Here is a 23450-nt window from a genome sequence, read left to right on the forward strand (position 1 = left end):
TATGCTTTTCTATTATATCAATGTAGTCAAACAATTTCACAATTTAATTATTATGGGGAAGCGTGTAAAAATGTTAAACAATGTATAAATCATTTTGCATTCTATGTTACTATGTAAAAGTATGTGGATTAGGTTATCTAATTATAATATTACAATCTTATTACATCATGTTAATTTAGTTCAATATTAAAGGAATTGAGCATAGATGTAACGAAAGTATAAGACTGAAATTTACTTAAGCTTTATAGTAAGCTACTTTTAGTAAGGGTAGGGAGTGTCAACACGATGAACAACCGTCTTTATTTATTTATTATAGTCGTTATGATTAGCTTATTAGTAGGGTGTTCAGAAGGCGATGAATCGCAAGCTTCATCCTCTTCGAAAATTGGTTTATTGATGGAAGCAACAATTGATGATCAGGGCTGGAATAGTAAAGGATATCAAGGACTTTTAAATATTCATTCTAAACTTGGTATCGACGTTGTCTTTAAAGAAAACATTGATACAGAAGCAAAGGTTGAGCGAGCTGTCGAGGAATTTGCAGAAGAAGGAGTGTCCCTCATTTTTGGCCATGGGAATTTTTATGCAATCCCATTCACTAGGTTGGGACAACAATATGATAACCTTCATTTTGTTAGCTTTAATGGTTCAGTGGAAGGGGAAAATGTGACAAGTCTTCATTTTGATAGCTATGCCATGGGGTTCTTTGCAGGAATCATTGCTGCAAAGATGTCAGAAACTCAACAAGTGGGAGTGATTGCCGCTTTTCCATGGCAATCTGAAGTAGAAGGTTTTTATGAGGGGGCATCTTTAGATCACAATACGACCGTTCAAATTCATTATGTAGAAGATTGGATAGATGATGAAAAGGCACTAGCTATATTTAGAGAAATGGTATCAGATGGAGTAGATGTGTTTTACCCAGCAGGTGATGGGTTTCATGTCAGATTAGTTGAAGAAACGAAAAACGAAGGGTTATATGCGATTGGTTATATCAGTGATCAAATTGATCTTGGTGAAGCAACGGTTTTAACGAGTACGATTCAAAAGGTGGACTTGCTATATGAGTTAGTTGCAGAGCAATATCGAAATGGGGAGTTAACAGGGGGTAACTACATGTATAATTTTGAAGATGGAGTTATTTCGTTAGGGCCATTCGGTTCAAACGTTCCTGAAGAAGTGCAAGTACAAATGATGGAGGCTGTTGATCATTTTATTGAAACGGGTGAGTTACCTACAAGCTCGATATTTTAAGATTATGAATTGGATAAAATGAAAACGTACGATTATATCAGTTTGCTTGATTTCACTGTGATCGCATAGTATGGTTATGAGGGAAGATTTGGACAAGAGGTGGAAAATATGATCAATCAAGAACAAAATATGAAATTTATGCAAATCGCGATGAAATATTTACCTGAGGGAAAAAAGATGCTTGATGAAAAAGGGATAGAATTGAATATGGAAGATTTACAGCCAATGCTTGAAATCCTTTTAAATGTGATGAATGAAGCATATGAATTAGGAAAACAAGAAGCATCACAAGAGGAATAAACGCTTTACATGTTTCTATTATTGATGAGGAGGTATGTCAAAGGGAATTCCCTTGCTACCTCCGTTCATTTTTTGTGAACGAAATAAACTCACAGAAGATACGAGCAAAACTAGAACATTGAAACAGCTCCGTATGTCGCAATTTAGAAATGCTACTTTTGAATATATCTTACTTGAATACATAGTTTGAGGAGTGAATGTTTTGACACAAAAGGCAACAAAGCTCCAGGCTTTTGCAATGGAAATGAAAGAAGGATTTACTCTTTTAAAAGACGGACAATATGAAGAAGCCCTAAAAAAACTAAAGCCTTTTATTGAGTTAATGAAACAAGGAGACGCACCTCATGTACGACTTTTTGTCTCTTATGGCATTGCCCAATTTCGAACAGGTGATATGGAAGGATTTCTTGAAACGTACGCAAATGTCAAAGAAATGAAAGCAAATAATGAAGAGGAAAAGCGTTTAAAGAGTAACCTAGATCAATTATTTGAAACAATGATGAATGAGTTAGATCGAGAACATTCATAGTGGACTAGCTCCATTTTACGTTTCAGCTCATAGGATGTTACTAACCTATGGGAAGGAGTTGCTATATACATGTATCATCATGCTCACATGCAAGGGTTTCGTAATCAATCAGGCTATCACCATGGCCAAGATCAGCGATTCCCTTTTTTACCATTCCTGGCAGGTTTAGCGGTTGGCCCTGTTTTATTTGGTGGGGTAGGACGTCCTAACGCTTACGCACCTAGCTACGGACCAAACTTTGGTCCAAATTATGGTCCCGGATTTGGTCCACAATATGGTCCAAATTACGGTCCGTCTTATGGTGGTTATGCTCCACCAAGACCATATTATGCATGGTAATGAATTTGTTTATTAATATAAAGAAGGCCCATGAGTGAACTTTCACTTGTGAGCCTTTTTTTGCTAGTTGAATGTTATGTTATTTCTAAGCGAATGTGAGAGAAGTGTAATGGAAATTGTTATTCTTCCCTCTTCTCCTCTTTAGCATCGTTACCGTCCTTGCTTTTTTTAGCTAACCAACCAGAAATAGCTGTGAACAAGGGAGTTAACGACTGTGCAAGTGATATGATTGCATCCAATTGATTTGGTGTTGGTTGATACCCAGCTTGCTGTTCTGTTTGTTGTTCTGATGGGTCCTCTTCCTTAATTTGTTGTTGGTCTATGTCAGTATCCTTTTGTTCAACGGCTGATTCGTTTGATTCAGGTCGTCCAAACATTAACTCCGAAAAAAATCACGCGTTGGTTGTTGTTCTTCTTCTGCCATTTATATACCTCCTTATCAAATAGAAGTTTACTCCTAAGTTAGTGTATGGTTGAAATAACCAGTTGTGTAAAGGTAAAAGCCTAAAACTAGGTTACAACTGGACAGAACGTTAGAATTAAAATATAATTAGTATCAGGTACTAATATGAACCCAAAAAAGATCGCTCCGATGAAAGGGGATTAAAAATGACAAAAGCAGGTATTATTGGGATTGGAAGCTATATTCCTGAACAGGTAGTGACTAATTTTGATTTTGAGAAAAAAATAGATACTTCTGATGAGTGGATTCGCACAAGAACAGGTATAGAAGAACGCCGATTTGCAACGGAAGACATTGATAGTTCACATATGGCATTAGCAGCAGCTAAAGAAGCATTAGAGCATGCGGAGATTTCTGCTGAAGAACTAGATTTAATTTTAGTCGGAACAGTTACGCCAGATATGCCTTTTCCAACTGTTTCAACGATTATTCAGGAACAACTAGGAGCAAATAAGGCTGCAGCGATGGATATTAGTGCTGCGTGTGCGGGTTTTATATATGGCATTGTGACGGCACAGCAATTTATTGAAACAGGGGCATATAAAAATATACTTGTAGTCGGTGTTGAGAAGCTATCAAAGATTACCGACTTTAATGATCGAAATACGGCTGTATTGTTTGGTGATGGTGCTGGAGCAGCAGTAATAGGGCCTGTATCAAATGATCGTGGTATTTTATCATTTGAATTAGGTGCAGACGGTGGAGGTGCTTTTCATATCCATCAAAAAGATAAATATTTAGAGATGAATGGACGTGAAGTATTTAAATTTGCTGTTCGCCAGATGGGTGAATCGTCTGTTCATGTTCTTGAAAAGGCTGGTCTGACTAAAGAAGATTGTGATTTTCTTATTCCTCATCAAGCTAATATTCGTATTATGGAAGCAGCACGAGAGCGGTTAGGTTTAGATAAGGATAAAATGGCTTTAACAGTACAAAAGTACGGAAATACTTCATCAGCGTCAATTCCAATGGCACTCGTTGATGAGTGGAAGGCTGGTAAAATTAAGGATGGAGATGTTATTGTATTAGTAGGCTTTGGTGCTGGGTTAACGTGGGGTGCTGTAGCTTTAAGATGGGGTAAATAACAGTTCATTATAAAATAGGGTAAAGGAGAGGTAATTATGGATAAACGCCGAGTAGTCGTAACTGGAATGGGTACTGTGAACCCGCTTGGATTGAATGTTGATGAAACATGGAATCATGCTTTAGCGGGAAAATCTGGAGTTGGCCCGTTAACACGTGTTGATGTTGATCAATTTCCTATTCATGTTTCTGCTGAGGTAGACAATTTTGACCCGAGTGTATTTATCGATAAAAGGAAGCACGTAAAATGGATCGCTTTACGCAATTTGCTGTAGCATCTTCATTAATGGCTTTGAAGGATGCTGATTTGACGATTACCGATGAAATTGCACCACGAGTTGGTGTATGGATTGGATCTGGGATCGGTGGAATGGAAACATACGAAAAGAATTTTCACCAGTTTTTAGATAAAGGATATCGTCGTGTTAGTCCATTTTTCGTTCCAATGATGATTCCTGATATGGCCTCAGGACAAGTATCAATCATAACAGGTGCAAAAGGAATTAATTCTTGTACCGTAACCGCGTGTGCTTCCGGAACGAATTCAATTGGTGATGCTTTTAAAGTAATTCAGCGAGGCGATGCTGACATTATGATTACGGGTGGATCTGAGGCTCCTATTACAAATATGGCTGTTGCTGGTTTCTGTGCTGCAAAGGCTGTATCAACTAACGAAGATCCTGCAACGGCTTCACGTCCATTTGATAAAAATCGCGATGGCTTTGTTATGGGTGAAGGTGCTGGTATCCTCATTCTAGAAAGCTTAGAGTCAGCAAAAAAACGAGGGGCACGTATTTATGCAGAAATTGCAGGGTATGGTGCTACTGGTGATGCGTACCACGTCACTGCTCCAGCACCTGAAGGAGAAGGAGGATCTCGGGCGATGAAACAAGCGATTGAAGATGCAGAGTTAACTCCAGCAAATATTGACTATTTAAATGCACATGGTACGAGTACGCCATATAACGATAAGTTTGAAACGATGGCTGCAAAAACGGTATTTGGAGAGCATGCTTATCAACTAGCGATTAGTTCTACAAAGTCGATGACCGGGCATTTATTAGGAGCAGCAGGTGCAGTGGAAGCAATTCTCACAGTTAAAACGATCCAAGATGGAATGATTCCTCCAACTATTAATTATGAAACACCTGATCCAGATTGTGATCTAGATTATGTCCCGAATGAAGCAAGAAAACAACAAGTACGAGCAGCGATGAGTAATTCTTTAGGCTTTGGCGGTCATAATGCTACATTAGTATTTAAGACGTATGAAGAATAACTAGTCTTGAAATGATAAAGGGCACTTAAAAAGGATTAACCTTCCCTTTTTAAGGTGCCCTTAATCCATTGATCTGCTTCTTCTTTCGTATGGATCTGCTCATTAATTTGTAAACAAGCAAGTTCGAAAAGAAGTGATTTAAATGTTGGTCCAGGTTTTAAACCGTATGAAATTAAATCCTTTCCCGTTAAAAGTGGTGAAAGCTGTCTTCGCCGTTCAATATAATTCAATACCCAGTCATTGTTTGTTTGAACACTGAAAAAAGCAAGCTGACTTCTTGAATATGGTGCCATTTTTTATGGGCAGTATAAAAGGAATCAACTGTTTTTACATCAATTTCTAATTGTTGTATTTCATTTATCATTTGCTTGTTCTCTGTTGTAAGGCATATTTGCGAATCATTCCTTCATTGTGTCCTTCTAAGAAAATGAGAAGATAAGGAAAAATCTCTTTAATATCTAGCTCCGTTAATGAACGAATGATTTGAGTCCGTTTTGCAGTGATACGAGCTTGAAAGAGTTCTTGCCAAACGTTTAGATCATTTAATTGAATCATCCCATTATAAAGTTGTCCTTCTTGCATAAATAGCTTGAGCTCGCGAATAAGTCGCTGTGGGCTAATACGTTTAACCATATGTGCAGCATCAAGGGCTAATTTCCTTGTTTGTGTAGACAATTGATAGTTTAATCTTAGAACAAAGCGAACGGCTCGAAAGATTCGAGTAGGATCTTCTACAAAACTTAAGGAATGAAGAACACGAATGACTTTCTGGTCAAGGTCATCCATACCTTGGTAATAATCAATTAAATATCCGAACTTTTCTTTGTTTAATTGAATAGCTAATGCATTAATTGAAAAATCTCGCCTACTTAAATCTTCACGAATGTTCGAAGCTTTGACACTCGGAAGAACACCAGGATTTTGATAATATTCTGTTCGGCATGTTACTAAATCAATTTTGAAACCATCCTTTGTTGTCCATGTTGCCGTTCCAAATTCTTCGTGAGATTTAACTGTCCCACCGTATGTTTGTTCAAGCTGCAAGGCAAAGGAAATTGCATTTCCTTCAATAACTATATCAATGTCTTCATTCTGTGTTTCAAGAATTAAATCACGAACGATTCCACCAACTAAAAAAGCGGGATAATGATATTGATCAGCTAGTTGTCCAATTTTTTTTAACAGTTGGAGAACAGAGGGAGTTAATCCGTTATTCAGTCTATGAAGCATTGTTTTTTGAGTTAATTGTTTCTTGTCTATTTCAATAGGTAAAGATTGATGCAACTGTTCAATTAAATCAGTGCGGGAAATGATACCAACGACTGCTTGTCCATCTAAAATCGGTATTCTCCCGATATTATGCTTCATCATGACAGCTTGAATCGTCTCAAGTGAAGCTTCTTTCGGAAGTGTTACGATCTTTGTCGACATGTACGCTTTTACGGGGGCGTGTCCTAGTCCATGATGAATCGCTTTATCAACGTCGCGACGAGAAATGACGCCAACGAGTTGCTCGTTTTCATTGAGAACAGGAAACCCGGTATGTCCAAATTGAAACATTTGATCTAACGTCGATTGAATGGTTGTTTCAGGTAGAACAAATTTAATGGGGGTCGACATTATGTCCGCGGCCGTTATTGGTTTTTGGAAAATAGTATGTACTAGAGAATGGACGGATTCTAAAGCAAGATCAAGTGAGCCATTTTTTATCGTCGCTGAACCTGCCTGTGAATGTCCACCACCACCTAACTCCTTTAGCATGAATTGGAAGTCAATTCGTTCAGAACTGCTTCTCACAACGATATAAACGTGTTTCTTCATTTTAACAATGGTAATCACACCATCAGTATGAGTCATCTCCAATAACTTTCTTGTAATAACTGCTAATCCACTTTGATAATCGTCAAGTTCATGACTAGTGATAAAAAGTCTTAATCCGTCTTTTTCTAGTTCATTGCCAGATAATAATAACGTCTGTAGCAACTGAATTTCTACTGTTGTAAAACCTGTTTCAGAAAAACGTTCAATTAAGGAGATGTCCATTCCATTATTTAATAGAAAGGCTGCTGCTTGTAAATCCGCTGCTTGTGTTTGCAAAAAGGTGAAGTTACCAGTGTCAGTATATAGACCGAGCCCAAATAATGTTGCTTCAAAGGCGGAAATAGTCATTTCTTTTTCGCGAATATATTCAATTAAAATCGTAATGGCTGCACCATAATGTTTTATTATTTTCGTTCCCTTTTGATAATCATGATCTTTTGGTTGATGATGATCGTATATTATCACTTCTTTTTGATGTGGCAGCCGATTAATGGGTATTCCAGTTCGTTCTAATGAAGAAACGTCAACGACGATAAGTGTACTGACACTTTCCCAAGTAATTTGCTCGTAGTTCTTAAACGATAGTTTATCACGATAGATCGCTAAATAAGATTTTACAGTAGCTTGTTGTTTATCGGTTAGGGCAACGGTTGCATTAGGATAAAGCTTTTTTGCTGCTAACATACAAGCTAGGCCATCAAAATCTAAATTCACATGTGAAACAATCACTTCCATATCATAGTTACCTCTTTCGTATACCTATTATTTCCGGTCACTGCTTTCTTCTAGCATAGCGATCAACTAGAAAACGGTCAACATTGTTCTTCAATCATTAGTCCTTTTGTTATTAATGGGGGAGGCTCATACGTGTTTTCCATTTTTGATTGTCTATTTTTAACTTTTATAAAAGAGTAGTACTCTTTTATAATGAGTGATTTAAAATCTCTAATTAGCTCCGTAACATGAGTATTAGACGTTGTTGTTAAAAAATGTAGTAATTTATTGCACTGGAATGATAAATAGGCATGGTGATTGATTGAAATTCCGACTTTGGAAAAGGCTTCCTCGTAATGTTGTAGAATCGTTATGATTACATCAGTATGGGCAGAGCCAGTTATTCGATCATATTGCATCAGTGCAGAAATGGCTTTGTTATATTTCTGAATCAGTTGTTCAGTTTGATAAATCAGTGTTCCATTCTCATCCAATTGTTCAATGGCGTTTTTTAGTTCCTGCTCACGGTGATAAAATTGTTTGAATTCTTCTTTTAATTCTTGGAGGGCACGGTAGTACCGTTCATAAGAAAGAATAAAGTTATCTGTCGGATGTTTCGTTTCATTTTCAACTGGACGAGTAGCTTCAATTTTTTCAACAGCTTGAACTGTAGTTGAAGAAGTTAAACGATTTACGTAATTTGAGCGTATTCTTTCTAATCGCATCCGATTATAGCTCATTGTTACTCCTCCTTATAAAAAAGGTTTATACTACATATATTCCCTTTTTTAAGGAATGAAACCTCTTTACGTTTAAAAAATAGTACGAGAAGCAGGAGTTTTATGTTCAATAAAGAAATTTGTATAACGAAAGCTGTTAAGCGAGGAGGGCAACATGAAAAGGATAGCACTTATATCTGATATTCACGGTAATGTTCCTGCATTAGAAGCTGTATTAGAGGATATTGGGGCAAGGACGATCGATGAGTTAATTTGTCTAGGTGACCTTGTCGGAAAAGGACCTGAATCAAAAAAGGCCGTTGATTTAATTAGACAGCATTGTGATCATGTTGTAATGGGAAATTGGGATGATTTTATTACAAAGCCCACAGATTATGATGTTATTAAATGGCATCAAAAGCAATTATCAGAACATGATTTTGACTATTTACGTAGTCTTCCACATTCCTATGAATTTTGGCTAAGTGGACAATTGATTCGAGTATTTCACGCTTCACCAAGAAGTGTTTATGAGCGAATCCAACCTTGGGATGCTATTGAAGAACGGTTAAGTTTGTTACAAAACAGTAATTTAACAGAAAACATAGCGGGGATCACGGAACCAAATGTAATAGCGTACGGAGATATTCATAATGCATATATACAGCATCATAACCGACAAACGATCATAAATGTTGGCAGTGTTGGAAATCCACTTGATAAGATTCAAGCTTCATACGTTATTTTGGAAGGAGAGCCAAACGAAACCAAAGAGGGGACATTTGCCATTCAATTTATGCGTGTTCCATATGATGTCGATTTAGCGATACAACGAGCGATTGATGTTAATATGCCTGAACTAAACGAGTATACAATAGAGCTTCGAACGGGACAGTATCGTGGATTAAAAAATAGCTAAATTGTGACTACTAGTTAGATGACGCTTATGAGAATAAAGCACTGGCTTTCACACATGGTTCTTAACGAATCATTTTAAAAGCACAGTGCTTTACTAATGTGATTGATCTTTACTTCTTTATTCCAAGCTCTTGATTGGCTTTTGAAATGGTTGTTCGTTCTTTTCCAGTTCTCGGCTGAGCGGCATCTTTGCTTTCAATCATATTACGTTTAGATTTTGAACGTTTGCTCATACGAATCCCCCCTTTTGCTCGTTTAATTGTATTGTTTTCTAGTTCAAGTCATTTTATTTAATAAAACAAAAAGAGTTCATTACTTTGAACTCTTATACAAAAAGGGAAGGGGAGCCATTTGTTGGTGTGTTGCTCAATCCAAGCGTAGCTAGTTCAAGTAGGATTCTAGTTGCTACTAGTTTATCTGATGGCTCCAGTACTTATATCTATTCAAATATATACCCGATGACGTCCAACGCCTGTTCCACTGTTTCTACAGTTACATTAGCTTTATTAGAAAGCTCCTTTAGCGGATGAATGAGGGAATTAGGTCGGATGATAATCGTTGGTTTGTTAAGGTTAATTGCTGTTGTTGCATCCATTGCTGTATTCCACTGCTTATACGTTTCTCCAAATAAAGCAATAACGATATCTGATTTTTGTATGAGCACTTCTGTTCTAAAGTTGTTTATGGCGGATGCTGCGTCATCACGATAAACATTACCAGGCTGTTTTCCTAGAATATCTTCACCAATGCTATCAGATCGTTCATGATTTGTTTGCGGTGCTACAAAATTCACTGGCAGATTCTTTTCCTTCGCTTTATTAATCAATTCCTCACGCCAATTATTATGAATTTGGCCAGCTAAATATACGGTTAATTCCATTTCACTTTAAGCCTCCTAAGTGTAATTTCGTTTCCATTCTATTTCCCATTATTTATGTGCAATAAACTTACACATTATATCGTATCAGATACTTTGTCTTATCGTATAGGTTTAGCAATTGTGGAGGCTTTTCTTAGAATAAGCCAAATGGTGAAAATTGTAATAAGTAGAAATAGTACACTATTTAAAAAATCAAAGGTAATAAGATAGTCTTGGATCTCAATAAATAAACCGATTAACCAATTACGAATATTTGCAATTAAATTTAAAATAAGAAAGACTGCTACCACGCTCCCACCGCCAATTAAGCCAAAACGATAAAAGAGTGACCCCATAAATACGAATACAGTAAGCAGGAAGAAACAGATAAAAAATCAAGCAATAGTGTATTGTACCATGTATCGTTTATAGAGGTTAATTGTGTCGTAGCATACATACTTAGATTGTTATTATCGAATGTTTCGTTGAAAAAGCTTATTAATTTGGTTAAGAACGTTGATATTCCCGACATAATAAAGGCAAGAATAAGATTAAACACGATAACACTTACGACAAATGCAGTGCGAGTTGAGCCCATTTTAATCATAAATGGAAAGGTATCTTTTACCGTTAAGTAACCTGAAAAGCCACAATAAACAAAAATCGCCATACTAGGTGACAGAATAATAGTTGTCTCGAAAGGCAAAGATAAGGATAAAGCGAAAAGAAGTAAGGAACTAGCTATAAAGATAGACCAAAATACTATAATTGAAAATCGAAAATCAATTGTTTAGAAAATAGAGATTTGCACGAAGATCACGATACATATGGCTTTCGCTCCTTTTTTGTGGTTAAATGAACCATTAGTTCTTGAATGTGACAATGCTCAGCCTCAAGGCCAGCTTTTTTTGCTTCCTCTATTGAAGTTTCTCCAAAAGTAACAGCGGTTTGTTTTCCGATCATTTCAGTTAGATGAAGTACTTGTTTCCCTTCACAAAATGATTGAACAATAGATTTAGGACCTGTAATTTTAACGCTTTTTTGTTTTTAGTTGCTCAGCAGTTTCATGTAACAATATTTTTTTGTCTTTAACTAAAACAATTTCTTCAAACAAATCACTTACTTCGTCAATTAAATGGGTTGATAAAATAATGGTACGTGGTAAGCTCTCGTACTCTTCTAGTAAGATATCGTAAAATGTATAGCGCAAAGAGGCATCTAATCCAATATAGGCTCATCAAAAATCGTAATAGGAGAACGGCTTGCTAGACCAATAATAATCCCTAATGCTGACTCCATTCCTTTCGAAAGTCCTTTAACATTTAGCTCTTGATTAAGCTCGAAAACGTCCAATAATCGTAACGCGACATCGTTTGACCAGTTCGGATAGTAAAGGGAAGCAATTTTTAAAGCATTCTTAATTTTAAGGCGTTGTTTAAAATTACCACTTTCACTAATAAAGCAAATTTGGTCCAATGCTTTTTTATTATTAAACGGCTCCTGTCCGTTAATGAGAATTCGTCCTTGATCAGGTAAAATATGACCGGATAAGAGTTGTAGCATCGTTGTTTTACCGGCCCCATTGCGACCTAGTAAACCGTATATTTTGTTTGGAGTAAGTTCTAAGTTGACATCTTTTAGAGCATACTTTTTCTCATATGACTTTGAAACACCTTTAAATGTAATCATTTTTCCTCATCCTCCTTAATGAATTGTATTAAAGCTGAAGTAGAGATTCCGAGCTTTTTTGCTTCTGCTTTTAATGGAATAATATACTCGTCATAAAATTCACTTTGCCTTTTTTTTAAAATAATGGTTCTAGCCCTTTCTGCAACAAACATTCCAATCCCTCGCTTTTTATAAATAATTTCTTGATCTACTAGCTGATTAATGCCTTTGCCAGCAGTCGCTGGATTTATTTGGTAATGTTTTGCTAATTCATTTGTGGACGGAATTCGCTCACCTTCGCTAATAGAGCCATCAAGAATACTTTCTTCAATTCGTTCGGCGATTTGTAGAAATAATGGTTTATCGTCATCAAAATGATGATCCATTTTATCACCTCTTTCGTTAACTGGTTAGTTACTTATGTAATTAACCATAAAGGTAATGAACTGATTTGTCAATAGGCATAATAAAAAAAGACCACAGAAAAACTGTGATCGAGTAAAATCCATAGAAATATGTATGTTTATTATTCATTCACCTTAAATTGTTTTGTTAATTTTGCAAGAGAAGCAGAGAGATCAGATAATGTTAATCCAATTTTGTGTGTCTGATTGACTTGTTGGATTTGTTCTTCACTAGTAGTGAGCATTTCTTCCGCACTTGCTGATGTTTCTTGTGAAATGGAAGTTAATTGATGAGACGTTTGCTCAAGTGTCGGAAGCAGGTCATTGAATTGATCTAATTGTTGCTTCATTTGCTCAAGTTTATTGTTCACAGCTAAAAATTCGTGCAAAAGCTGATCAAGAGAATGCTTTGAGTCATTTGCCATTGTTAAATTTGACTTCGTCTTTGTTAAAAGTTGGTCAAATTCTAGAGTAGCCACTTTTGTCGTATTTTCCATATTGGTAATGGTATTGTTGATTTCCTCTGTCGCCTTAGTTGATTGATCCGCTAACTTTCTTACTTCACTAGCAACGACGGCAAACCCTTTTCCCGTGTCTCCTGCTCTAGCAGCCTCTATAGTAGCATTTAATGCTAGTAGCTTTGTCTGTTCGGCAATATCACGAATTAAATCAACCACGTTAATTATGGAAGTGGAATGATTGTTCACATCTCTAATTGTTTGATTTAATTGATTAAAATCTTGTTCAAATGTATGGATGGTTTGAATCAAATTGGCAATCGTTTCCTCACCATTTTTAGCTGAATGGCTAACATCTCTAGATTGAAGTGTCATTTTCTCCATCATATTAATCATTTCTTCAATCTTATTCTTCATCTCTTTAAAGCTACTTAAACTAGTTTCAGAACCGAGTGCTGTTTGTTCAGCCCCTTCTTTAACAACATTTATAGATTGAACTAATTGTTGGCTAGAGGAGAGTGTGTTTTCTGATGAACCTTTTAATTGTGCACCTGTTGATTCTAGCTCGTGAGTAGTCCTTTTCAAATCACTTAACATGGAACGCATATGTTGTATCATCGCAATGTAGCTTTTATGTAAAGACATAATTTCTGGAATGGTCGTTCTTAATGTTGGAATTTGCTGTAGATCACCACTTCTCACTGCTCTCATCGTATTTCGTAAAGTCGTTAATGGGTTATTGATTGAACGAACAAATAAAATGAGTAAAATAGCTGAAATGAGTATGATTGAAATTCCCGTTATAATAGACAACCGTGCCATTTGATGAACTGATGTCATATAATCGTTTCTCGGAATAAGAATCGCATAGACCCCATCTAATTCGCGTAATTCACGAAATGTTATTGTATAAAATGTATTATCCAACGAAGTATGTATTATTCCATTTTTAAGATTGGCTATGTCTGAAATTACGTCTTCGTTTACCGGAGGTAACGAATCTTGACTAACATTGAAAGGAATAATAGCGCCGTTTGTAATATACATGAACTCAGCATCCATCCCTTCATCTAAGAAAGTTTGTTGCTGATTTCGTATACTCGTATTCAGCATTTGCATAAAATAATCATCATCACTTACGTAAAGGAAACGCAAGTTTTCGGCTAAATGACCGATAAGTTCCGTTTCTCTTTTTAAACGATTTTCCATTGATTCTAACGTAGCTCGTTCTGCTAATATATAGGAAGTTAATCCTACGGTAACAATTGAGATGGTTAATAGTGAGAAAAATAAAATAAATAATCGTACACGTAAGTTTAGCCTAGTCATTATTTTTTGATAAAATGATACTTTTTTTTCTTTCTCGTCGTTCATATTCATGACACCCCCGTCTATAGAATCATGACGATTGTACCAAATGAATATGAATATAATGTAAACTCTATATTAAGATAGCGAAAATTAACAAATGATGAGAGTTTTTTGGGGGGAAAAGGCATTGATAAAGATTCATTTCAAATCTTCTAATGCCTTTTATATTCTAGCAGATTTTCATTTCTCACTGCTTAATATTGATTGGAGTAAGCCTGTAGGGAGCTTAAACGTTTCATTGTTCCAATTAAGTGTACGTAATGACTCTTCTTCTTCCTGAGCTGCTTTAATGTTTGTCACTTCTTTATGGATCGATTCCATTTTGTAGTCAAGTGCTGAAGCAGACTCAGCAGCCTCTTTTAATTCATTAACTAACCGTTTTGGAATCGTTTTATTATATTTATAAAAGATTTTATGTTCCAAACTAGCCCAAAAATCCATTGCAATGGTACGAATTTGCACTTCTACATAAACATGAATCTCTCGATCAGACATGAAAACGGGTACTTCTATAATTAAATGAAGACTTCTATACCATTAGGCTTTGGCTCGGCAATATAGTCTTTTATTTCAATCACTCGTAAATCCTTCTGTCGTTGGATCATGTCGCTAATCGTATAAATGTCTGATAGGAAGGAACATGTAATCCGAATACCGGCAATATCATGGATTTGCTCTTTAATTCCATTTAAAGATAAGGGAATTTTCTTTCGTTGCACTTTTGATAATAGGCTTTCCGGTGACTTTAAACGTGATGAGACATGTTCAATCGGATTATATTCGTGTATGTATTCGAATTCCTGTTTTAAAATATCAATTTTTGTATCCATCTTATCGAGTGCAAATTTATATGCCATCATAAAGCGGGTTACTTCAAGCTTAAACTTTTTTAGTTGATTTATATTAAAATCAAGATTTTCTATATCCATAGCTATTCCCCTCAGCTTTGCATGATCTTCACTACTTATTATGACAAAATAACATAGAAAATCAATGAAAAGGTTTTACTATTCATAAAGATGAACGATCTATGAAAAATTATCAAAAAAGCGGGATTACCAGAATGTACATGATAATCCCATTTAGCCTATTTAGCAAATACGTGATTACCGATTCTCGTTGTTTCGGTACGAGTGGCGATCCAATGGTTTGTGGCAATTTCTGGATTATAGAAAAATAGTGAACCGGACCCTTGTCCATTAAATGCTAAGGCTTCATTAACTGCTCGTTTCGTTTCTTCATCTGCTTCTTGATTAATTTGGCCATTTTGGACAGGAGAGAATGCGTAATGTCCAGATGGTGCTACTTCATGAATAACATTATAAATTGAATTCGGAAAGTCATCATGTTGAACTCGATTTAATACCACTGTAGCAACTGCTACTTTTCCAGCATAAGGCTCTCCCTTCGCTTCTGCATGTACGAGTCTTGCGAGCAAATCCTTTTCTGCTGCGGAAATACTTGGTGGAATGTTTAATTGTTCTCCGATATAAATCGTATCTACCTGCTTATTGTTTGCTTGTTTAATATCCGTCACGGACACACCATATTTTTGACCTAATAGATAAAGAGTGTCACCTGATACAACTTCATGTGTTGTTTGTGCTTGTACGCCTTGTGCACCTAGTAATAATAATGCTGATGCACAAATAGTCATGATCATTTTTTTCATGTTGTTAATCCCTCCTAAAAACTGTTCGACTATTAACCTACCAGAAAAATAATAGGTTTTCTTTAGGAGTTATTTGCCAGTTTCCTCAAAGCTCTTGCTACTCTAATAGCAATTGCACTTTTTTACATTTATGTAACGAGAAATGAAATCAAAATGAAATCTTAATACAGAATATAGTTCTAAGATCCTATTATTTCATGTGCGTAAATAGAATGATAACGAATTGTAACATGAATTCTTTATATATTCGTTATAATAGGGGGAGTTGATGATTGGAGAGTAGGAGGAAAGTATGAAGTTTCATAAATCACTAATTTTGGGTTTCGTTATATTATTTATGTTCTTAAAGGTAACACCTCTTTATGGAAAAGAGCCAATCGTTCTACATAGTGAAACGGCGGTTTTAATGGATGCACAAACTGGACAAGTTTTATTTGATCAAGAGAGTAAACGGACGATGTATCCAGCTAGTATTACGAAAATTGTTACAGCTATTATAGCGATTGAAACAGGTGTATTAGATGATATAGTTGTTGTACCGAAAGAAGCGACAGACGTTATAGGAACAAAAGTATACTTATTAGAAGAAGAAGAAGTTCCATTATTAACGTTGGTTCAAGGGTTATTAATTAATTCGGGAAATGATGCTGCAACGGCGATTGCCTATCATTTATCAGGTGGTGAAGAGGCCTTCGCCCAAGAAATGAACCGATTCATTTATGAACAAATTGGAGTTAGCAATACACATTTTACGAATCCACACGGTTTATATGATGATAATCATGTAACAACCGCTTATGATATGGCAAAAATCACTCAGTATGCAATGCAAAATGAGCTCTTTCGTGAAATAGTTGCTACGAAAGAACTGGATTGGCACGGGGAAGGTTGGGAGACAACGATTTACAACCATCATCGAATGCTTTGGGACTATGAAGGGGTAACAGGTGTAAAGAATGGCTATGTTAGTCAATCAGGTTATACATTAGTGACGACAGCAATGCACAATGGGATGGAGTTAATTGCTGTTACGTTAAATTCTCCATCCGCTTCACTTGCTTATGCTGATACAGCAGCTTTATTAGATTATGGATTTGATACGTTTGAGCTAAATACAATTAAAGCTGGCGAAATATTTAAAACAGATACAAAAAAGCAGTTTTACGTAGAAGAAGATATTCAATATGTACAAAATAAGGGGGAGAAGACGAATGTATATGTGAACGATTCAGGACTTTTACGAATAATTGATCAACATAACAATCGTCTAACATCGGCAATTTTGCAATCGCTAGAAATGGACCCAGAGAAAAAAGAAGTGACTACAAATGGAAACGAACAAGTCGAAAATAGAACTCATTCCATCAGCCAAGCTTCGAAAAGGGCACCTGTTGTACGGCTCCATAAGAGCTATAAGATAGTAAGAGGGTTCACTAAGTACAGCACGTCACGTTTCACGGAATGAATTTTGCTAGTGTTTTATAAATTTTTTAGCCTTACTTCTTTGACTTTATGACCCGCTGCTTTTTTTAAGATCATATCAGCACGGTGGCGAGTTGGCCTAATGTTTTCTTCTAGATTAACAGCATTAATTGTTTGCCAAATTTCCTTTGAAATCTTTTCTGCCTCATCATCATTTAAATGGCGATATTTATGAAAATAAGATTCTGGTTTTTGGAACGCCGTATTTCGTAATAATTTAAAGCGTTCTATATACCATGATTGAATGTCGTGCTCTTCAGCGTCTACATAAATGGAAAAAGTCGAAAAAATCGGATACAAACACATGTGGGATGCGGCGATTTTTTTATTGACTTGCAACACATTTATTCCTTCAATTATGACAACATCGCAATTTTCAATCGATTGATACGTATTAGGCAACACGTCATATGTTAAATGAGAATAAACAGGTGCTTGAATGTTACGTGTACCAGATTTTAAATCATAAAGAAAGTGAATTAACCGTTCAATATCATAGCTTTCTGGAAATCCTTTCCGTTTCATTAAGTTTTTTTCTTGTAATATTGCATTTGGATAAAGAAATCCATCGGTAGTCACTAGCTCAACAGCTGGTTTCGTTGGCCAACGCCTAATTAAAGCTTGGAGTAATCTCGCCGTTGTGCTTTTTCCAACCGAAACACTACCTGCAATTCCGATAATATAAGGTGTTTTTTTCGTTTGCTTCTGAAGAAAAAGATTAATATTCCGATGTAATGATAACGCTTGCTCCATATTTAAATAAAGAAGCTGAGAAAGCGGCAAATAAATATCATTCACTTCATCAGCGGAGATGGTTTGATCAATACTGCCAATTTTCTTGCGTTCTTCTTCAGATAAGATGTCATGCGTTGATTTAGATAAAGTAGCCCATTCTTGTCTTGTAAAGGTTGTATAGGTTGACAGATGGGCTTTTTGATGTGAAGTTGACATACAAATCTCCTTTAATCATGATAGTATGGTTTAATACTATCATTTCTTGTAGAGAAAATGTACCTAATTGATTTACATGCATTCATTTAATTTTATTCATAAACCGGAATTCTGTTTTCTTTTCCTTCTCGTTCCATGTGAGCTTTGCATCGAACGTTCTCTCCTTTTTTTTGAAGCCTTTGATAAGGTTTGTTTCATTTGCTTCCAATAGTTTTTTCAGGTTGGCTTTTGATATCGTTTTTCCGAGTATTTTTTTTGAGATCGAAAAGGTACAGTTCGATAATTTGTAGTTTGAACAGCCATAGAATTTTCCTAAGTCGATAATCGTTCCATTACAAAGTTTGCATTTTCCTAAAGGTGTCTTACTTATTTTTTTGTATGTAGCGGGTACAGAATTTGGAGCAAGCTGTTTCAGTGTGTTTTGATCAAAGGACCATTTAGTTGCTTGTTCTTTTGCATCTGTTACTAATTTTTGTGATAACAATTTCACTTGACCAATAAAATTCTGTGGAGAAGCAGTCCCGCTGCTAATTTCAGATAGTCGTTGTTCCCATTTGGCTGTCATGCTAGGTGAAGTTAAAATGCTTTCACCTAATGCTTCAATAAGGATCATTCCTTTTTTTGTAGCATATACTTGGTTATGTTTAATTTGAATATAATTTCGAGCTTTTAATAAATTAATAATCCCCGCCCTTGTTGCTTCTGTTCCTAAACCTTCCGTTTGTGCTAATACTTTTTCTAATTGTGCATTATCAATATGTTTTCCGGCTGTTTTCATCAACGTAATGAGATTTCCTTCTGTATATCTATTAGGTGGTTGAGTTTCCCCTTTGTTAATGGATAGGTTTGCTACCGTACCAATTTCATTTTCATTTATATGGGGAAGCTTCTGATCAACGTCCTTATTAACGTTTTCGTTAGTGCCGTTAAATAGCCTCCTCCAGCCCTCCTCAAGCTGCTCTTTCCCTTTTGTCATAAACTCAGCTCGGCTATCAACGAGAGAATGTACCGTTGTGTACAGAGTAATTGCAGGGGGATAATGAGCAGCAATTAGACGTTTAACGATAAGAGCATATATTTTTCCTCATCTGGAGTTAGTTTCGAAATGATTGGTATTTGTTCAGTCGGGATGATTGCGTGATGATCGGTTACCTTTTTTCATTTACATATCTTTTATTGTTTAAAATAGATTGATAGGGAAGAGGGAAAAAGTCTTTATATTTTGTTATATTCCTTATTTGGTTTAGGATATTTGGAAGACCTACCGCTTCTTCTTTCGTTAAAAATTGAGAATCTGAACGTGGATAGGAAATATATCCTTTTAAATAAAGTTTTTGCAAGATGTCTAATGTTTTTTGAGGAGGAAATTTCAGTCCTTTATTTGCCGTTGCCTGTAACGCTGAAAGGTTAAAAAGGAAGGGTGGCTTGTACTCTTTCTTTTTCTTTAGTTATGTTTGTTATTTTAACAGCTTTATCTTTACAAAAATCAGCAATGGCCTTTGCCTGTTTTTCCTCAAATATTCTCGTTTCATTGTTTTTATGCCATATCCCAGTTAACTTGCTCCCGTTAAAATCAAATGTTGCCTTTACTTCAAAAAAAGGCTTTGATTGGAAGTTTGCAATTTCCTGCTCTCTTTTGACTATTAAAGCGAGAGTGGGAGTTTGGACTCTTCCGATTGAAAAGACATCTGCTAACCCTTTTTCTGTTAGAAGAATCGTGTAAACTCTTGATGCATTTATACCGATAAGCCAATCTGCACACGTCCGACTTAAAGCCTCATAATAAATTGAACGTGTCTCTTCTTCTGTAAGTAAATGAGAAAACCCCTTTTTAACTGCACCTTCTGTTAAAGAGGATATCCATAATCGTTTCATTGGTTTATTTACGCCACAAAGCCGAATAATTGTTCGAATAATTAATTCCCCTTCACGACCAGCATCACCAGCTATGATAATTTCAGTAATATCTTTTCTATTTAGAATGTTTTTAATGATTGAGAAAGGTTTCTTTTTTGTATTTGCTACTCTATATTCAAATAGGTCTGGAATCATTGGTAACGTTTCGATGGACCACTTTTTCCAAAGGGGATTATACTCCTCAGGCGGCTTTAATTCGCAAAGGTGCCCTATAGCCCAAACAATGATAGCTCCTTTTGGGAACAAGGAATTTGCTCTAACTTCAAAATAACCAGATTTCTTTATGAAAGAAAAGGGAGCTGCCAATTTAGCAGCTTGATCGGGTTTTTCAGCAATGACTATTTTCATATTATGTACTCCTAGTTAATATTTCAATGTAATGGATGAATCGTACACCTATCTTTATATCATAAAATGGAGAGTTAAGGTATGTGGGAAACATTGATACTCTATTTTTGGAATAGACCGTGAATGGGAATGTCGATAGAATCATAATTTGAAAAATTGGACGATAGTAAAAGGATACGCTACGCGAGAACTTTTTCATGAGTTTTCACGTAGCTTGCATTATTGGTCTTGATTTAGTAAAGATTTAATAAAATCTCCAACAGGGACATCACGTACTTGATCGATCAAAACGTCAAGATCTGATTTTTTGTTAACCTGTAAAGAACCTTCTAGTAGCACTTGAATCGTCTTATCCTTATCTATCAGTATAGATTGCACTCTTAAGGCATCAGTTAAAAGCGCGGTCACAACAGCAAGTGTATTTGGTGAGATGTGTGGCTTGTTCTTATTGCGCTGATTAGAAGAATGTTGAGGTTGATAAGGTGGAGGTGTCATTTGCGACTGCTGATTTTTGTATGATTGTTGACCATAATAGGGGTTGTAATGAGGTGGACCGTTTTGATACATGGATAACCCCTCCTCTGTTCACTTAAGATTGTTCAAATAGTAGCAATGGACTTGCTGGGCCCTCAGATGTGACATCTCCTTCTCTAACACCAATACCTGTTACAAAGCTAAAAACTACAAAAAGCGTAACAATTAATAAAATCATTCCAGATGTATTATCGCTCATTTTTTCACCTACTTATAACAGACGTCTTTATGTATTTTATTCTTGTAAGTTGATTTTTGTTCATAAAACACACCAATGAATGGTTCAAATTTTCATGTTGACTCATATAGTAGCAATAAGGAGTGAGTTAAGATGGGTGTAGTTAGAACTGATAAATGGCTTCAAGCATATGTGAATGATTCGAGCGAAGCGACTGTACGACAGCAAAAGTGGATGATTGAACCGTTGAGTTCTTTATTTGAAACAGACCATTTAGAAAGTTTGCAAGCCCATCTATGGCAATTAGGTTTGTTTACACCAGATCAGGATCTAGGCGAAGAGATAAAAGTTTGGTTCAAAAATCATCCTTGGTCGGTTGTAAAGAAAGAGTATGAGCGATTACGTAAAAAGTGGGACGGTCCAGCTTGTAAAATTTATCTATTACCACTTATACATCAACCACCACGCCTATTAAAGGAATTAGGCTATAAAACAGGAATAACATTACAAAATACTATCATTTTGTTCATAAAGCCGACATTATCAAAAGAACAAATTCGAGCACTAGTCATTCATGAATACCATCATGCTTGCCGTTTAGCCTTCACAAAAGAAAAAGAAGATAAAATGACTTTCTTGGAATCCATTTGCATGGAAGGCCTTGCTGAATGGGCAGTTAGAGAAGAGCTTGGCGGAAAAGAATGTGCAATTTGGACTACTTATTATGACCATACGCCATATGACTATCATTGGTTTCAGCGATATATAAAGCCCAACCTCTTTAAAAAGGGACGGAGATCTTATCATACTTTGCTATACGGAGACCCGGAAAATGGTATTCCAATATGGTTGGGATATTATTTAGGGTATAAATTGGTTGAATCGGCAGCGAAGAAATATGAAACAACGAAGGAAATGCTGGAAGTTGATGCATTGTCTTTATATAAGAAATCTACTTACGGAAGTTAATTTTAGTCGATTTAGAAAGGAGACTGAGGCCAATTTTAAAAAGTGGGTGAAAAAATGATTCGTTTATTTTTTCTTATGTTAGGTTTTATGTTAGCAGCAGTTGGTGGGGTTATGCTAGTAGCATATTTAAATTTACTAACAGCTGGTTATGAATTTTCGATGTACCTTTCATTTATTATTCGAAGAGTTGAGTTATATCTATTTATAACCGGTATTATCTTAATTTTAATATGCATTACCTATGAAATATTGTGGCGAAAAAAAGGAAAGGACCGTTAGGATGAGAGAAATCCTTATTTCTGTGGAATAAACTGGTTGAGCTCTGCCTATACTGTGGATACAAAACCGATTTACAGTAAGGAGGGGTACGATGGTCCATATCCGTGATGTATGGGTTAATTGGTTTGAAGGGGAGGAAAATGGTTATAATGTATGCGACTTTTTTGAATGGCGAAGTGATGATCGAATTGAAGTGTTAGATCAAGCTGTATTAGTAAAGGTAAATCGTGAATTGTTTGATTTTATTGAAAATCAATTGTTAGAGCTACCTGAAGATTTGCTTTCATATGTTCATCATCAAAGCTACTTACGAAAAAACATGTCACGTATACAGCTTGATTATTGTTTCATTGCAACTGATGGAGATCGCACTATCGCTATAGATACGATGGGGTATAAGACACCAATTCGAAAAAGCCGATTAACACCACGCCAAGAACAAGTAGTATATGAAAAATTAAACGAGCAGAGCTTAGCTTATTTTGAATTACATGAAAAGGTGGAAAAAGAATATCATCTTCTTTCTCCCCATCCAAATGAGTTAAAAGGGTTAACACGTAAGGAGAGACAGCTTAAACAGCTTCTGTATATGACATTAGATCAACTATATACTACAGGAACAGATGCCGAAGTACGGTATTGGTATACAGAATGGAGTCCTCATGACTATGTACGGATCCAGTTATTAAACAGAGAGGAAGCTTGGACTCAATTATATTCAGCTGTTAAGGATGGTTGGAGTCAAAAGCATGAGACGTTATGTGAGGCAATGGTAAAAGGACAAGCTTTTTTTGAGAAGCTTTGGGAACTGGAGCAAAGTGAGAGTGTTAAATAGAGTTAAAAAGGATTTACATGAATAAAGAACTCTCCTATAATAATAAAAAGGATGAACGATAGAAGGGAGAGTGTTTTAATGGATAACTTTGCATATACGGTGATGC

26 protein-coding genes and 3 pseudogenes are annotated in these 23450 nt (G+C 35.9%); 11 read left to right on the forward strand and 18 right to left on the reverse strand.

What is annotated here, in order from left to right:
- Positions 1-285 precede the first annotated feature (285 nt).
- From JCM19034_RS05785 to JCM19034_RS05800, 4 genes are all read left to right on the forward strand, one after another.
- On the forward strand, positions 286-1254 hold the full coding sequence (locus JCM19034_RS05785) for a BMP family ABC transporter substrate-binding protein (protein WP_062048010.1): 969 nt from the start codon (positions 286-288) through the stop codon (positions 1252-1254).
- Between the two features lie 108 nt (positions 1255-1362).
- The gene (locus JCM19034_RS05790; protein WP_062048012.1) at positions 1363-1554 is read left to right on the forward strand and encodes a ComZ family protein; all 192 of its coding nucleotides are present in this window, start codon (positions 1363-1365) and stop codon (positions 1552-1554) included.
- Between the two features lie 202 nt (positions 1555-1756).
- The gene (locus JCM19034_RS05795) at positions 1757-2083 is read left to right on the forward strand and encodes a hypothetical protein (RefSeq protein WP_062048015.1); all 327 of its coding nucleotides are present in this window, start codon (positions 1757-1759) and stop codon (positions 2081-2083) included.
- A gap of 69 nt (positions 2084-2152) precedes the next feature.
- On the forward strand, positions 2153-2422 hold the full coding sequence (locus JCM19034_RS05800; RefSeq protein ID WP_062048017.1) for a hypothetical protein: 270 nt from the start codon (positions 2153-2155) through the stop codon (positions 2420-2422).
- 119 nt (positions 2423-2541) lie between these two features.
- Here JCM19034_RS05800 and JCM19034_RS05805 read toward each other — a convergent pair whose 3' ends face one another.
- Entirely contained in the window at positions 2542-2799 is a 258-nt protein-coding gene (locus JCM19034_RS05805; RefSeq protein ID WP_062048019.1) for a hypothetical protein, read from the reverse strand.
- A gap of 232 nt (positions 2800-3031) precedes the next feature.
- Between JCM19034_RS05805 and JCM19034_RS05810 the strand changes: the two genes are divergently transcribed.
- Entirely contained in the window at positions 3032-3970 is a 939-nt protein-coding gene (locus JCM19034_RS05810; RefSeq protein WP_062048021.1) for a beta-ketoacyl-ACP synthase III, read from the forward strand.
- A 36-nt stretch (positions 3971-4006) separates the two neighbouring features.
- Positions 4007-5247 (forward strand): annotated as a pseudogene (gene fabF / locus JCM19034_RS05815) (beta-ketoacyl-ACP synthase II).
- A gap of 35 nt (positions 5248-5282) precedes the next feature.
- Here fabF and JCM19034_RS05820 read toward each other — a convergent pair.
- From JCM19034_RS05820 to JCM19034_RS05830, 3 genes are all read right to left on the reverse strand, one after another.
- Complete coding sequence (locus JCM19034_RS05820; RefSeq protein WP_062048023.1) at positions 5283-5540, reverse strand: hypothetical protein; 258 nt, start codon at positions 5538-5540, stop codon at positions 5283-5285.
- Between the two features lie 67 nt (positions 5541-5607).
- A complete protein-coding gene (locus JCM19034_RS05825) occupies positions 5608-7803 on the reverse strand; it encodes a CBS domain-containing protein (RefSeq protein ID WP_062048025.1) in 2196 nt (731 codons plus the stop codon).
- A 77-nt stretch (positions 7804-7880) separates the two neighbouring features.
- Positions 7881-8522, reverse strand: coding sequence for a hypothetical protein (locus JCM19034_RS05830; protein ID WP_062048027.1), 642 nt, complete (start codon positions 8520-8522; stop codon positions 7881-7883).
- 154 nt (positions 8523-8676) lie between these two features.
- On the opposite strand from JCM19034_RS05830, the gene JCM19034_RS05835 reads away from it, so the two are divergent.
- Positions 8677-9420 (forward strand): metallophosphoesterase, encoded by a 744-nt coding sequence (locus tag JCM19034_RS05835; protein ID WP_062048029.1) that lies wholly within the window; start codon positions 8677-8679, stop codon positions 9418-9420.
- 109 nt (positions 9421-9529) lie between these two features.
- On the opposite strand, the gene JCM19034_RS23955 is transcribed toward JCM19034_RS05835, so the two are convergent.
- The 9 genes and pseudogenes from JCM19034_RS23955 to JCM19034_RS05870 all read right to left on the reverse strand — a co-directional run bounded on the left by JCM19034_RS23955 (position 9530) and on the right by JCM19034_RS05870 (position 15851).
- Positions 9530-9652 carry a hypothetical protein gene (locus JCM19034_RS23955; RefSeq protein ID WP_269431661.1) on the reverse strand — a complete coding sequence of 41 codons (123 nt, stop codon included), beginning with the start codon at positions 9650-9652 and terminating at the stop codon, positions 9530-9532.
- Between the two features lie 206 nt (positions 9653-9858).
- On the reverse strand, positions 9859-10299 hold the full coding sequence (locus tag JCM19034_RS05840; protein WP_062048031.1) for a YtoQ family protein: 441 nt from the start codon (positions 10297-10299) through the stop codon (positions 9859-9861).
- A gap of 98 nt (positions 10300-10397) precedes the next feature.
- Positions 10398-10589, reverse strand: coding sequence for a hypothetical protein (locus JCM19034_RS05845; RefSeq protein ID WP_062048033.1), 192 nt, complete (start codon positions 10587-10589; stop codon positions 10398-10400).
- A 719-nt stretch (positions 10590-11308) separates the two neighbouring features.
- Positions 11309-11488, reverse strand: a complete 180-nt coding sequence (locus JCM19034_RS22900) for a hypothetical protein (protein ID WP_231686820.1) — start codon at positions 11486-11488, stop codon at positions 11309-11311.
- An 8-nt stretch (positions 11489-11496) separates the two neighbouring features.
- Positions 11497-11967 carry an ATP-binding cassette domain-containing protein gene (locus tag JCM19034_RS22905; protein WP_231686821.1) on the reverse strand — a complete coding sequence of 157 codons (471 nt, stop codon included), beginning with the start codon at positions 11965-11967 and terminating at the stop codon, positions 11497-11499.
- Positions 11964-12332: a GntR family transcriptional regulator gene (locus JCM19034_RS05855; RefSeq protein WP_062048035.1), complete on the reverse strand. Its 369-nt coding sequence runs from the start codon at positions 12330-12332 to the stop codon at positions 11964-11966. The genes JCM19034_RS22905 and JCM19034_RS05855 overlap by 4 nt, the downstream gene beginning before the upstream one ends.
- A gap of 140 nt (positions 12333-12472) precedes the next feature.
- Entirely contained in the window at positions 12473-14182 is a 1710-nt protein-coding gene (locus JCM19034_RS05860) for a methyl-accepting chemotaxis protein (protein WP_231686822.1), read from the reverse strand.
- Positions 14183-14359: 177 nt separating this feature from the next.
- A pseudogene (locus JCM19034_RS05865) lies at positions 14360-15108 on the reverse strand (GTP pyrophosphokinase family protein).
- Between the two features lie 158 nt (positions 15109-15266).
- Positions 15267-15851: a cell wall hydrolase gene (locus JCM19034_RS05870; protein WP_062048039.1), complete on the reverse strand. Its 585-nt coding sequence runs from the start codon at positions 15849-15851 to the stop codon at positions 15267-15269.
- A gap of 292 nt (positions 15852-16143) precedes the next feature.
- On the opposite strand from JCM19034_RS05870, the gene JCM19034_RS05875 reads away from it, so the two are divergent.
- Positions 16144-17316: a D-alanyl-D-alanine carboxypeptidase family protein gene (locus JCM19034_RS05875; RefSeq protein ID WP_062048043.1), complete on the forward strand. Its 1173-nt coding sequence runs from the start codon at positions 16144-16146 to the stop codon at positions 17314-17316.
- 14 nt (positions 17317-17330) lie between these two features.
- Here the strand turns inward: JCM19034_RS05875 and coaA are convergent, their stop codons facing one another.
- From coaA to JCM19034_RS21615, 5 genes and pseudogenes are all read right to left on the reverse strand, one after another.
- The gene (gene coaA, locus JCM19034_RS05880; protein ID WP_062048045.1) at positions 17331-18284 is read right to left on the reverse strand and encodes a type I pantothenate kinase; all 954 of its coding nucleotides are present in this window, start codon (positions 18282-18284) and stop codon (positions 17331-17333) included.
- 82 nt (positions 18285-18366) lie between these two features.
- Positions 18367-19362, reverse strand: coding sequence for a DNA topoisomerase (locus tag JCM19034_RS24650; RefSeq protein ID WP_370621827.1), 996 nt, complete (start codon positions 19360-19362; stop codon positions 18367-18369).
- Between the two features lie 70 nt (positions 19363-19432).
- A pseudogene (locus JCM19034_RS24655) lies at positions 19433-20549 on the reverse strand (DNA topoisomerase).
- A gap of 219 nt (positions 20550-20768) precedes the next feature.
- Positions 20769-21116, reverse strand: a complete 348-nt coding sequence (locus JCM19034_RS05890; protein ID WP_062048048.1) for a hypothetical protein — start codon at positions 21114-21116, stop codon at positions 20769-20771.
- A gap of 22 nt (positions 21117-21138) precedes the next feature.
- Positions 21139-21282 carry a hypothetical protein gene (locus JCM19034_RS21615; RefSeq protein WP_156323892.1) on the reverse strand — a complete coding sequence of 48 codons (144 nt, stop codon included), beginning with the start codon at positions 21280-21282 and terminating at the stop codon, positions 21139-21141.
- A gap of 132 nt (positions 21283-21414) precedes the next feature.
- On the opposite strand from JCM19034_RS21615, the gene JCM19034_RS05895 reads away from it, so the two are divergent.
- The 3 genes from JCM19034_RS05895 (at position 21415) to JCM19034_RS05905 (ending at position 23344) form a co-directional block, all read left to right on the forward strand.
- Positions 21415-22230 (forward strand): DUF2268 domain-containing protein, encoded by an 816-nt coding sequence (locus tag JCM19034_RS05895; RefSeq protein WP_062048051.1) that lies wholly within the window; start codon positions 21415-21417, stop codon positions 22228-22230.
- A gap of 54 nt (positions 22231-22284) precedes the next feature.
- The gene (locus tag JCM19034_RS05900; protein WP_062048147.1) at positions 22285-22509 is read left to right on the forward strand and encodes a hypothetical protein; all 225 of its coding nucleotides are present in this window, start codon (positions 22285-22287) and stop codon (positions 22507-22509) included.
- A gap of 91 nt (positions 22510-22600) precedes the next feature.
- Entirely contained in the window at positions 22601-23344 is a 744-nt protein-coding gene (locus JCM19034_RS05905; protein ID WP_062048052.1) for a YjbA family protein, read from the forward strand.
- Positions 23345-23450 lie beyond the last annotated feature (106 nt).

The sequence above is a fragment of the Bacillus sp. JCM 19034 genome, from assembly GCF_001310635.1.
GTDB lineage: Bacteria > Bacillota > Bacilli > Bacillales > Bacillaceae_D > Halalkalibacter.